The organism is Vibrio celticus (genome assembly GCF_024347335.1).
Classification (GTDB): domain Bacteria; phylum Pseudomonadota; class Gammaproteobacteria; order Enterobacterales; family Vibrionaceae; genus Vibrio; species Vibrio celticus.
The window spans coordinates 2509971-2521947 of record NZ_AP025463.1; the positions used below are offsets into that span (position 1 = coordinate 2509971).

The following is an 11977-nucleotide window of genomic DNA, read 5'->3' on the forward strand; positions in this document are numbered from 1 at the left end:
TTTTAGAAATCGCTTTAGATAAGCATTAGCGAAGACTGTTTTGAGCAGACTTTGAAAAAGGCGACCTTAGTGTCGCCTTTTTAATACCTGCTATCTTTTAAACCGCGTCTATCTAAGCCCATAAAGATAGCCCAAACGCAAAATTCAATTCTAATACTGACTCTGCTGGTTACTCATGAAAAATCAAGCATCACTCTAGTCAGCATTTGAATTCAATTTCCTTAGAAGGATCATGTAATGGATTTATCTACTCTACCTGCACTGGCGGTACTTTCTGACAACGTGACTATCGTTGAAAACGAAGGTGTAAAACTGGTTCGCGTTATCCACGATAAAGCAAACGCAGCGATTTCACTGTTTGGCGGCCATGTGGTGTCATTCCAACCGCAAGGTCAAGAAGACCTGATTTGGATGAGCCAACAAGCTAAATTCGACGGTAAAACGGCTCTGCGTGGTGGTATTCCAGTATGTTGGCCTTGGTTTGGTCGCATTGCAGCACCAGCACATGGTTTTGCCCGTTCAAGTGAATGGCAATTGGTTGAGCACCGTGAAAGCGAAGCTGGCGTGATTGTAAGCTTAGGTCTGAAGGCAAGCGAAGAGACGCTAGCAGTATGGCCTCATCAGTTTGATGCACGTTTGAATGTTGAGATCGGCGAGCAGCTAAAAGTAACGCTGAACGTGAAGAATACTGACTCTCAACCATGGACTTTCTCTGGTGCACTACACACTTACCTAAACGTTGGTGATATTCACACCACAACCACAACAAGTATGGGTGCTGAGTACATTGATAGCCTACAAGGTGGCAAAACCTGCCAAGGCGGTTCTGAACTGGTACTGACCGACACGATTGACCGCGTTTACACGCAACCAGAAGCGAAAATCTTTGTTGCTGACAAGAAGTTGGATCGCACGCTAACAGTTGAAAACCACGGTCATAACTCTGCAGTACTGTGGAACCCGTGGGCAGAAGGCGCTGCTGGTATGGGTGATATGCAAGACGACGGTTACCTAACCATGTTATGTGTTGAATCAACGCTGCACGCACCAAGCCTAGAAGCAGGCAAAACATTGCAGCCTGGCGAAAACCACCAGTTGATTACGGTGATTTCAGCTCAGTAAGCGACTCAAAAAACTCTTCAAAGGCCGGTTTATCCGGCCTTTTTTACAGCTATTTTTTATAACACTACGATGACGATTAGTTAGCTTTACTGCTGTGAATAGTGAACTAAAGTTTCTCTATAGAGTGACAATAGAGCATTGTTGTCCACTTGAACGCCGACCTTTTGTGCAGGGAATGAACTCCACTCATCATTCATATATTTACGTTGATCAACTTTCTGAATTGTCATCCCTTCAGCGGGGCCATCAGTCACTACTCTGACTGAGCCACTACGACAGGTAAATAGAGATGGTTGGATAACATAAGCAATGGCTGAAGGATCGTGAACATGACAACCCTCCATTCCTACTTTTTCAGAATAGAACTTTAAGTAGTAACGGCTAACATCCCAGATAAACTGCCCTACCTCTCCAGCATCATCTCGTAAATCATCAAGGTATTGACCAGTAAAGAAGCTCTCCTCAGTGACATCTAATCCGATAATCACGACAGGCCATGATGCCGTAAACACCTTATCCGCAGCGTGAGGATCATCATGGATATTCGCTTCAGCAAATGGCGTCACGTTACCTCGATGGTCATTTTCACCGAACGCGCCCCCCATAATGACCACTTCTTTTACTAAGTCGACAATTTCAGGATCCGCTTCCAGAGCGAGCGCGAGGTTAGTAAGAGGGCCAACCGCCACAAGAGTGATCTCTCCCGGTTCAGCTCGAACACTATCGATAATGAACTGGTAAGCCGGCTTATCAAGCGCTGTAACATCTAATGAACTTGGCGCTTTCACATCCCCAAATCCAGCCTCGCCATGCACCACAACCGTGGCTCCAACAGGATCTCTTATTAACGGCTTATCCGTTCCCTTAGCCACAAGCGCCTTCATTCCAAACTTCTGCTTCAGATAAAGGGCATTTTGAGTCCCGTTGTCTATCGTCGCATTACCATAAACAGTAGTGATGCCCACTAACTCAATATCAGGATGTGCTTCCGCAAATAGGATGGCCATTGCATCATCGATGCCCGGATCTGTATCTAGAATGATTTTCTTTGTCATATCAGCTTCTAATTAAACAGTAGGAAAGCGTAGACGATACCCAGAAAAAACGCAGATAAACGTGACCTAAACCTAAGCTCTGATTTTTATTGTAATAAGCCATAAGCTCACTATTCTAGAAGCGGATATTCTCGCCTTTTTATTTAGCCTGATGCAGACCTTTTTGATAGAATCTTCGCCCAACTCTATGCCTCTGAGATCGTCATGACTTACCAATGCCCTTTGTGTCACCAACCTTTATCTCAAAACGATCGTACGTTTAAGTGTGAAAAGAACCATCAGTTCGACCTAGCGAAAGAAGGCTATGTCAATTTGATGCCTGCGCACCACAAACGCTCAAAAGATCCAGGTGACAACAAAGAGATGATGCAGGCACGTCGTCGTTTCCTTGAAGGTAACCACTATGACCCAATGCGCCAAGCGGTGGTGACATTGTGTTCTCGCTATCTACCAGCTGAGACACCTAGCCTATTGGATATTGGTTGTGGCGAAGGGTATTACACCAACGAAATTGCAGTGAATCTTCAAGAAAAGAATGGTGCTACTTTTGGCCTAGACATTTCTAAGATTGCTATCAAATACGCCGCTAAACGCTACCCTTCTGTCGACTTCTCAGTTGCATCAAGCCATCGCCTACCCTTTGCTGAAAAAAGCTTAGACGGCATTCTACGCATTTACGCGCCTTGCAAGGCTGAAGAGTTACAACGCACCATCAAAGACAATGGTGTGGTGATCACCGTGACACCAGCTAGCCGACACCTGTATCAACTGCGTGATGCAATTTATGATGGCGTTCGCTTGCACGACGAAGATCCAGAAGTGGTCGAAGGTTTTACGCTTGAGCATCAAGAGCAACTAAACTATATGATGGAACTATCGGGGTCAGATGCATTCGACCTGCTACAGATGACGCCGTTTGCTTGGAAGGCGAGTGAAGAGTTTAAACAACAACTCACCGAGGCAGAGCAATTCAACTGTGAAGCTGACTTTATGCTGCGAGTGTACCGCAAACAAATTTAATTGATATTGATTATCGTTTGCATTGAAATCTTATCTTGCCTCCTTTAGTATGCGTGTTCTTCAAGGAGGCATTTCATGCAACGTATTATTCTTATCGGATTAGCTACTCTTCTCACGGCTTGTGCTAGTCAACCTGCAAAAGACACTTCTCAAAAAGTGGCTCAAACGGAATCCGTTTCCACATTCTATGACTACCAGTTCGCTTCTCCACAAGGCGAAACACTTTCTCTCGATGCATTACCCGAGCAGCTGATTGACGCTGATGTGGTTCTAATTGGCGAATGGCACACGCATTCTGCCATTCACCGCTTCCAAACCGACTTCTTAAAAGCGCGCCGCAACGCAACATCAAACATTGCGCTTTCAATGGAACAGTTCACTCGAGAGCACCAAGCCACACTTGACCAATACTTAAACGGCGAAATTGGCGAACAAATTCTCATGTCTCAAGCGGCAGCTTGGCCAAATTACGAAAGTGATTATCGCGCGTTAGTTGAGTTCGCAAAAGCCAACGACGTCGATGTTATTGCGGCAAATGCACCAAAGCCATTCGTGCAGTGTATTGGCCGTAAAGGATTGCCTTACCTAGACCAATTATCGACCGAGCAACGCCAATGGATTGCTGCCGAAGTGAATACTGGCGATAGCCCTTACAAAGAAAAGTTCATGGCTTCTATGCACCACGGTACGCCAGAGCAAACAGAAAAACAGTTTGCCGCTCAGGTAACCTGGGATGAAACCATGGCTGAGTCGATTGTGGATTACCTAGCATCAAACCCTGATAAACAAGTAATTCATGTGGCTGGCAAGTTCCACACCGAGGGTGGTTTAGGGACGGCGGCATCAATTCTACGTCGTAACCCTGATTTGAGAATCGCCATCATCAGCCCAGTTGAAGAGGTTTCATCAGATAGCAATAACTACCAGCTAAAAGTACTTTCACCGCCGGCTCGCTTTGTTAAGAAAGAGAACCGAATGAAGGCATACAAGCACCTGTCAAAACGCAGCGCTAGCCTAGAGTGTGAGTAAGGTCTGTTGATCCACTCTTCTAAGCTAAAGAGTCGATGGGCTAATCCTAGATAATTAGCCCATCGTCAAAACTTGACCACGTTCCCGTCATTCATCCTAACTCTATCTAAATCAAACATTCTTATCGGCACAAGACTTGCTTAGTAAATAGACGATTTAACCAAGCAGACGAAAATGTAATGTGCGAATAAAAAACATCACTATCGATGATTAATTGCACAAGTTTTTCACACCTCTGCCGATACTATATTTAAGGATAGGTAAGGAGAGCGATATGACGCCAGTAGGAACGAGTAATACTCAGCTGTATTCACCTTCGCAAATGAATGCACAAGCTAAAAGCACTGAAGCTGAAAAGCCTGCGCCGCTTAAGGTTGAGCAAAATACCGTGAAGCTTTCTGATGAAGGCAAAGCCCTATTATCTGCACTTAAAGAAATCGATAAAGAAGCCAAGAAAGTCGAAGCTGAAAACGAGACCGTTACCGATAAGGTTGAGTCATTTGCTCATGGCGCTTTAGGTATGGATCACCCAGATAAGATTGAAGAAGAGGACGATGGTTCTTATTCAGCTGGGCAATACTTATCCGCAGCGGCAACCGTTGGTGGCATTCTACTTGCCTTAATCTAACTTTCCCCTCTGTTACTGCACTTTCCTCTCTGCATTAAAGCGATTTGTCGTCACGACAACAGACCCGATTTGGTCTAAAAAACGAGTTCATTCCATAATTCCGCTCTCATTTTAATGGAATAATACTCGTGAAAAACACTTTTGAGCTTATTGATAAGCCTACTTTCTTTGGTGCGATTGCACTCCTACTCACGATAGTTTTCCCGCTCATTTTGTTCCCTGCACAGGGCGCAGACTGGATTGCGGTTGCGAAAACATTCATGACGGACCAACTTGGATTTTTATATCTTGCGCTAGGCCTCGCTGCCTGTGCATTTATGGTTTACGTTGTGTTCAGTGATATGGGACAAATTAAACTGGGCGAAGCTGATGAAGAGCCTGAATTCAAAACAGCATCATGGGCTGCAATGCTATTTTGTGGCGGTATCGGTGCAAGTATCTTGTACTGGGGCTGTATTGAGTGGGCTTACTACTACCAATCACCGCCTTTCCAACTAGAGCCGGGCAGTGAAGAAGCGGTTCGTTGGGCTGCAACTTACGGTTTGTTCCACTGGGGACCAATCGCGTGGTCTATCTACCTGATCCCTGCGATTCCTATCGCTTACTTCTTCTATGTACGTAAACAGCCAGTTCTAAAGATCTCTAGTGCGTTAATGCCTGTTCTTGGTGAACACCGCAGTAAAGGCGTACCTGGAAAAATCGTCGATATCCTTTTCATTTTCGGTCTATTAGGCGGCGCTGCAACAACGTTAGGTTTAGCTGCACCTCTAATCACTGAAGGTCTGAATCACCTATTTGGTCTACCTAAAAATAACCTAACGCAAGTGATGGTGCTTTTAGTGTGTACTGCGATTTTTGCTTACTCATCTTATGCTGGATTGGAAAAAGGCATCAAGATCCTAAGTAACATCAACTTCTGGGGTGCAATGGGTCTGTTAGCTTTCGTTCTGATCGCGGGTCCAACAATCTTCATGTTAGAAACAGGTTTAGACTCAATTGGTCGTCTACTGTCTAACTTCTTCGTGATGGCAACGTGGGCTGAACCATTTGGTGGCTACGGTACATTCGAAAACACTCACTTCCCACAAGACTGGACGATTTTCTACTGGGCATGGTGGCTAGTATTTGCACCGAGTATGGGTCTGTTTGTTGCGCGTATCTCTCGCGGCAGAACCATCAAACAAATGGTGTCAGGTTCGATCTTCTTTGGTTCTCTAGGTTGTTTCCTATTCTTCATGATCTTAGGTAACTACGGCCTATCACTTCAGCTTTCTGGTGAGCTGGATGTCGTTGCGATTTTGAATGCTGAAGGCGCAACCAAAGCTATCTTCTCGATGCTTGCACAATTGCCAATGAGCACGCTGGTTATCGCTGTATTTACAATGCTGTGTATTATCTTCACGGCAACGACATTTGACTCGATCTCATACATCCTGGCGTCTGTTGTACAAAACAACGTGACCGAAGAGCCAATGCGCTGGAACCGTATGTTCTGGGCATTCACTCTATCGTTCTTGCCAACGATTCTGATGTTCTTGGGCGGCCTAAGTACGCTACAAACCGCAGCGATTGTTGGTGGCTTACCGCTGCTTGCTATCTCTGTCATGTTGATGATTTCAGCGGTTCGTGCGACTAACCTCGACCTACGCCATCAAGATGCGTACATCGAGCCAACGATCAACATCGAAGAACTGCCAGACATGGACCCTTGGTCTGCTGAAGGTATGGCGCTGGCTCAATTTGAGAAAGAAAGAGATGCAGCACAAGAAGCTGCAGAACTTGAGCGTGTTGCTTACACAGAACTTGCCGCAGTGAAGAAAGAAATTCGCGCTTATGTGCTAGAACAAGGTTCACAAATGGAAACTCACGAGTTACCAGAGAACCTACAACAAGCACTTGAGCAGGCCGAGAGTAATCTTAGTGCCGCACAAGCGAAAAAGATCGAGTTATCTGAGCAAGCTCAGAATGCTCGTATCACGTTCAACCAGGTGGTTGCAGACTTACCGCTTGCTTGACATTAGCCATGACACAGTCCATTGATTTGGACCCTCCTAAATACGACAAAGGCTCACAGAAATGTGAGCCTTTTTTTATGCTTTTCTAAAAGCTTGAGTTATTGCTCAATTTTATATTAATGAAACAAACATGAAACAACTTTGACACAAATAGGTGTTCTAATCATCCCGCTTATATAAAAAGGACAACTAATGAAGCACTTTATGAAACCAATTGTTACCGCAATGGTAACCTCTACACTCTCATTCAACGTACTTTCAGCAGAAATCAAAAATGTCATTCTGATGATCGGTGACGGCATGGGACCTCAACAAGTTGGCTTATTGGAAACCTACGCAAATCAAGCGCCAAATTCCATCTATAAAGGAAACAAAACGGCCATTTATCAACTTGCTCAAGAAGGGGTTATTGGTTCATCCCTAACGCATCCGGAAGACGCAATCGTAGTGGATTCAGCTTGCTCTGCGACCATGCTCGCAACGGGTATCTACAGCGGTTCAGAAGTGATCGGTATCGATTCCCAGGGTAACCATGTTGAGACAGTACTTGAGAAAGCGAAAAAAGCAGGCAAAGCGACCGGCTTAGTTTCAGACACACGCTTAACTCACGCGACCCCTGCTTCTTTCGCCGCTCACCAACCTCACCGTTCTCTAGAGAATCAAATTGCATCTGATATGTTAGCAACGGGCGCTGATGTGATGCTCTCTGGAGGACTGCGTCATTGGATCCCTAAATCGACCAACGACAAAGGTGAAACCTATAAGCAACTTGAAAAACTGACTCAAGGTGATGTTTATCTCAAATCGAAGCGCAAAGACGACCGTAACCTGCTGACTGAAGCAGAGACAGACGGCTACCAACTGGCGTTTAATCGCAACATGCTAGACGACGCTAAGGGCGATAAACTACTTGGTCTATTCGCCTACTCAGGTATGGATGATGGCATCGCTTACAGCAACAAGAAAAAGAGTGGCGAACGAACTCAGCCAAGCCTGAAAGAGATGACACAAAAAGCGCTCAACATCCTATCTAAAGATGGAGATGGCTTTTTCCTAATGGTCGAAGGTGGCCAAATCGACTGGGCGGGACACAGCAACGATGCAGGCACCATGCTGCATGAATTGCTCAAGTTTGATGAAGCGATACAAACGGTGTACGAATGGGCAAAAGATCGTGAAGACACGATCGTGATTGTGACCGCAGACCACGAAACAGGCTCTTTCGGTTTCAGCTACTCTTCTAACGACCTACCAAAACCTCAGAAACGTTCTGGCGAAGCCTTCGCCGATCGCGACTATGCACCTAACTTTAACTTTGGCGCATTCGATATTCTTGATGGTCTATACAATCAGAAGCAAAGCTACTACGGCATGATCAGCGAATTTCAGAAGCTGGATAAAGCGCTGCAAACACCTGAAAAGCTGGCTGAGATCGTGAACAAAAACAGTGAGTTCCCTATCACAACGGAACAAGCGAAAAACGTATTAGCCAGTAAACCGAACCCATACCGATTGGCTCAGCACAAATACTTATCGGCAGAAGAAGTGCCTGCTATCAACGATTTCGATGCTTTCTTCCCATATAACGACCGTGGCAACCTACTTGCTCGAGAACAAGCAACTGGTCAAAACATCGTTTGGGGTACAGGTACACACACTCACACACCAGTGAACGTGTTTGCTTGGGGTCCTGCTGAAAAGATACTGCCAGTTTCGAAAATCATGCACCACTCAGAACTGGGTGAGTACATTAAACAACAAGTAAACTAGCCTGAATCATTTTTGCTCGTTTAACTTTAGCGCCCTCCGGGGCGTTTTTTGTTATAAGCCTTTAAGTTAAGTAAGTTAGTTTTTAATTTTAGGCGGCGCCAAATAGCAAAACAGCCGCTAAAGAACGGCTGTTTTTATAATACTTAACGGTTTGGGTGATTTAAAATCTTCAAGAATTAATTTTTGTTTTTATGAATCATGAGAGAGACCAGCAATACCAATGGGTTCATGACTTTCTCAACAAAAAGCCCTTTCTCTAAGCAAAACCTGAGAAATTCATCCAAAAATTCTCAACTATCCCATCAAGTCGATCAAAGCAATTCTCAACATTTTGTTACTAACCAGCGCTCTGCGATACAAGCAAGCAATCCTCCGTTGCATCATACATGCCTCTCATACAACCACAACATACAACCACAACTCTGCGTTAGAAACTTTTGGACAAAACCTTCTTAGAGTTAAAATTCTAACAGTCATTCGCATGATGATTTTTTTATGATTTAATGTGATTCTATTGGGAAAACTCTAAAACCGTTCCAATTTCACCGTACCACTACATAGCGCCTATGAGTAAACGCTTGGTCTTTCGGTATTGTGATTTGAATGTGAAAGACAAACACCCTCCATATCCCATATTGACAAAACTAAGCAGACAACATTTCTGTTACTGGAAGAAAATAGATCGGTAATGGTGACACATAACGTAATGCCAAATTAAATTTCGCTTTCACAACTACAGTCTGCTCCTTGTTCATCAAGTCAAAGTTATCTCCAAACAGTTCACTGAAGTCAGGTGAATCAGCAGTCACGATCTCCAAAGATATCGGGTTATTTTCCGTTTTAGAAAGTGAAAGAGACGTTGAATTGATCTGGAAATAGTAAAGCCCAGCATCACACAAGCCTAACGTGTTGTTCTTATCACGAAGTTTATATCCCTTGAGGTATGCCCTACAGGCGTCGTTTTGTCACTTTGCATCTCGCCATTTATTACCGTTATCCAGTGACCTGTAAACTGTTCAACCTCCTCCGGCAAACGTTGTATCAAGGTGCGTTCAGTATCGTTTAAGTGCTCAGCCATCGACAAGAGAAAGGTTCGCATCAGCTGCTTCGCCAAATGTCGAGAAGGATTAGCTGCCGAAACGCTATCAATTGGCTTTAAGAATGTGCGTTTATCTATCTTCGCTATAAATGAATCTTTTATGTTGCTATTGTTATCAAGTAATTCAAGCTCAGGGAATACGTTGCTAATTTCCTTCGTAAATCGTTTTGTAACTTCTTTGGTGATCTCACGCGTTATAGAAGGATCTAGATCAGCATTAACAATTTGACGATGTACTAGTGCCTGAAGCTGGTCATAAAAAGTGTTTAATTTACCCACAGCTTGATCAACAAACTGTTTAATCTCCCCTCTATTCGTAGCCGTACCCTTCGTTAACAATGAGAACTGCTGTTGATAGTCGTCTGAGCTTACATAATCTAGGAGATTTTTGGCTTCCCAAGTAGTGAAACTTGTCTTGCTGATCAGCAACTCCATATTTCTGATGAAATCTATCGAGAATGGCTGACTACCTCCGGGGATACCAAACAACAACAAAGCTCGTGCTCGATTAAAAAACTCATTTGATGTATTCGTATAAACGTCGCCATCTTTTATGTATCGCAAGTCAGACTCTGCTGAATGGTAGGAAAAACCGTGACGTAATTTAAATATTTCATGGTAGATAAATTCATGATAATAAAGCTCGCGGAATACCACAGCATTTAAAATAGAGCGAATGGTGTCCATTATGAGTACTCGTTCTCTATCCGCGCCATCCTGTATGCTGATAGCATCTAAACGTAATGTCAGTAATGCGAGAGCTTCTAGATAAAAGGCCACCCTGACAGTCGCATTCCACTGGTGGTGGAGGTATCAGAATCTAAATCATAATATTTATCTCTAACGGACAGTACCTGAATAAATTCGGACGCGGCAGCTAGTCGATGTTGACTAATATCAACTAGAGGCTCATAAAGAACACTTTTGAGCTGTTTTTCATTTCCAACGGAATCGATTACAAAGTTAACGAAAAACTCACTCTCATTTTTAATAAATTCGACATAGCTATCAATATCCAGCAAGTCTTGCGCTATTCGAAATATAAAAGTACACAAGAGTGAGGTATCACTGTAATGGAAACTTGTAACCATCGCGCTCTTTAAGTTGGAAACTATGCTCGCTCTTTGAGACAAGGTCGCACGATTTTCGTAAAACAAATGAAGCAAACCGTTAAATGTTCTTTCTATCTCATCTTCATCTGTTAATAAAAACAGCCATTTAAGTGATTCGCCAAGATCTTTCTGACTGGCAAGTCTAATCGCATGATCATAGACGTTAAATTGTAGCTGAGAAGCTAAGTCATCATACAAGACTAGATCGCATTCCATAATACTATCACCAAGTGTTGCCAAGAATGCAGTTTCCAAACTGGCTCTGTCAGCGTCTAACAATGTGTTAATGGAATAGCGAACAGGCGCATCAGAATCCAACCGTCCGGGGCGCACACTTATCGTAAAATCAAAAAGCCCTTTTTGGTGCATAGTGTCAATAAAAGCTTTTAGCTTAGCCGCATTATAGCTATATATTAAGCCTGAGTGAGACTCTGGAAGTGAAATTGCTCGTGGGCGAAACTTTCGATGTGGCTCTTGTGTAATATTAAGTGATATAAGTGTATTAGAGTTGTTGCTAGCCACTCTTTCGATCTTATCATTTAAGGATTTAGCACGGGCTTTGGTATCCTTTATTTCAGCTTCAACAAACTCTTTCATTACACCGGGTGAGATGCTAACTTTTTGTAGATAGCGGTAGACATAGGCATAGAAAATCAAGAATGAAAAGGACATCATCATTGATATGATGTAAAGAATAATCCCCCCTTTAATAGCAAACCACCCAATACCGATTGTCAGGCTACTGATAGACCAATTAGAAAAACTTTGGAAACGAAGTCGCTTAAATACAGCTTGACGTGCGATACCCTCTAGAGATGGATTAAAAGCTTCTGCAACACGGTCAATCAGTGCTCCATTCAAAGTTAAGGATAACGCAGCGATTGTCCCATGTATGGCAAGCAAGGCTGCCCAAAGTGTAAATATCTGTTCGCCGAACAATGGATGTGGTGAAAACAAAAAACGCAGCCACCAGATGTTTGTAGAATGAGAAAGGAGTTTAAACGCTATACCTGCCGTCAAAAATCCGATTGTAATAGAGAAATACCGAGCAGACAGCTTTTCTAGTACATTAAATATTTCCGCTAGTATCTTATTCTGACTCATACAATTCACATATCTCAAGTGTG

At 43.6% G+C, this 11977-nt stretch carries 10 protein-coding genes; 6 read left to right on the top strand and 4 right to left on the bottom strand.

Annotation, left to right across the window (positions count from 1 at the left end; translation table 11 throughout):
- The first annotated feature begins 237 nt into the window (after positions 1 to 237).
- On the top strand, positions 238 to 1122 hold the full coding sequence (locus tag OCV19_RS11230; RefSeq protein WP_065676412.1) for a D-hexose-6-phosphate mutarotase: 885 nt from the start codon (positions 238 to 240) through the stop codon (positions 1120 to 1122).
- A gap of 86 nt (positions 1123 to 1208) precedes the next feature.
- Here OCV19_RS11230 and OCV19_RS11235 read toward each other — a convergent pair whose 3' ends face one another.
- Entirely contained in the window at positions 1209 to 2177 is a 969-nt protein-coding gene (locus tag OCV19_RS11235) for a nucleoside hydrolase (protein ID WP_017063437.1), read from the bottom strand.
- A 204-nt stretch (positions 2178 to 2381) separates the two neighbouring features.
- Between OCV19_RS11235 and rlmA the strand changes: the two genes are divergently transcribed.
- The 5 genes from rlmA (at position 2382) to OCV19_RS11260 (ending at position 8639) form a co-directional block, all read left to right on the top strand.
- Positions 2382 to 3197 carry a 23S rRNA (guanine(745)-N(1))-methyltransferase gene (gene rlmA, locus OCV19_RS11240; RefSeq protein WP_065676411.1) on the top strand — a complete coding sequence of 272 codons (816 nt, stop codon included), beginning with the start codon at positions 2382 to 2384 and terminating at the stop codon, positions 3195 to 3197.
- Positions 3198 to 3272: 75 nt separating this feature from the next.
- Entirely contained in the window at positions 3273 to 4226 is a 954-nt protein-coding gene (locus tag OCV19_RS11245; protein WP_065676410.1) for a ChaN family lipoprotein, read from the top strand.
- Positions 4227 to 4500: 274 nt separating this feature from the next.
- Positions 4501 to 4854 (top strand): hypothetical protein, encoded by a 354-nt coding sequence (locus tag OCV19_RS11250; RefSeq protein ID WP_048610474.1) that lies wholly within the window; start codon positions 4501 to 4503, stop codon positions 4852 to 4854.
- Positions 4855 to 4982: 128 nt separating this feature from the next.
- Positions 4983 to 6869 (top strand): BCCT family transporter, encoded by a 1887-nt coding sequence (locus OCV19_RS11255; RefSeq protein ID WP_017063436.1) that lies wholly within the window; start codon positions 4983 to 4985, stop codon positions 6867 to 6869.
- A gap of 192 nt (positions 6870 to 7061) precedes the next feature.
- Complete coding sequence (locus tag OCV19_RS11260; RefSeq protein ID WP_065676409.1) at positions 7062 to 8639, top strand: alkaline phosphatase; 1578 nt, start codon at positions 7062 to 7064, stop codon at positions 8637 to 8639.
- A gap of 644 nt (positions 8640 to 9283) precedes the next feature.
- Here the strand turns inward: OCV19_RS11260 and OCV19_RS11265 are convergent.
- From OCV19_RS11265 to OCV19_RS11275, 3 genes are all read right to left on the bottom strand, one after another.
- The gene (locus tag OCV19_RS11265) at positions 9284 to 9448 is read right to left on the bottom strand and encodes a hypothetical protein (protein WP_261875671.1); all 165 of its coding nucleotides are present in this window, start codon (positions 9446 to 9448) and stop codon (positions 9284 to 9286) included.
- 92 nt (positions 9449 to 9540) lie between these two features.
- The gene (locus tag OCV19_RS11270; RefSeq protein WP_261875672.1) at positions 9541 to 10425 is read right to left on the bottom strand and encodes a hypothetical protein; all 885 of its coding nucleotides are present in this window, start codon (positions 10423 to 10425) and stop codon (positions 9541 to 9543) included.
- A gap of 77 nt (positions 10426 to 10502) precedes the next feature.
- Positions 10503 to 11954 (bottom strand): hypothetical protein, encoded by a 1452-nt coding sequence (locus tag OCV19_RS11275; RefSeq protein WP_261875673.1) that lies wholly within the window; start codon positions 11952 to 11954, stop codon positions 10503 to 10505.
- Positions 11955 to 11977 lie beyond the last annotated feature (23 nt).

Excerpts from the sequence above, each read along its gene's own strand:
- OCV19_RS11270 (WP_261875672.1), bottom strand. The coding sequence starts at position 10,425 with ATGGACACCATTCGCTCTATTTTAAATGCTGTGGTATTCCGCGAGCTT.
- OCV19_RS11230 (WP_065676412.1), top strand. The coding sequence starts at position 238 with ATGGATTTATCTACTCTACCTGCACTGGCGGTACTTTCTGACAACGTG.
- OCV19_RS11235 (WP_017063437.1), bottom strand. The coding sequence starts at position 2,177 with ATGACAAAGAAAATCATTCTAGATACAGATCCGGGCATCGATGATGCA.
- OCV19_RS11275 (WP_261875673.1), bottom strand. The coding sequence starts at position 11,954 with ATGAGTCAGAATAAGATACTAGCGGAAATATTTAATGTACTAGAAAAG.
- OCV19_RS11245 (WP_065676410.1), top strand. The coding sequence starts at position 3,273 with ATGCAACGTATTATTCTTATCGGATTAGCTACTCTTCTCACGGCTTGT.
- OCV19_RS11250 (WP_048610474.1), top strand. The coding sequence starts at position 4,501 with ATGACGCCAGTAGGAACGAGTAATACTCAGCTGTATTCACCTTCGCAA.
- OCV19_RS11260 (WP_065676409.1), top strand. The coding sequence starts at position 7,062 with ATGAAGCACTTTATGAAACCAATTGTTACCGCAATGGTAACCTCTACA.
- rlmA (WP_065676411.1), top strand. The coding sequence starts at position 2,382 with ATGACTTACCAATGCCCTTTGTGTCACCAACCTTTATCTCAAAACGAT.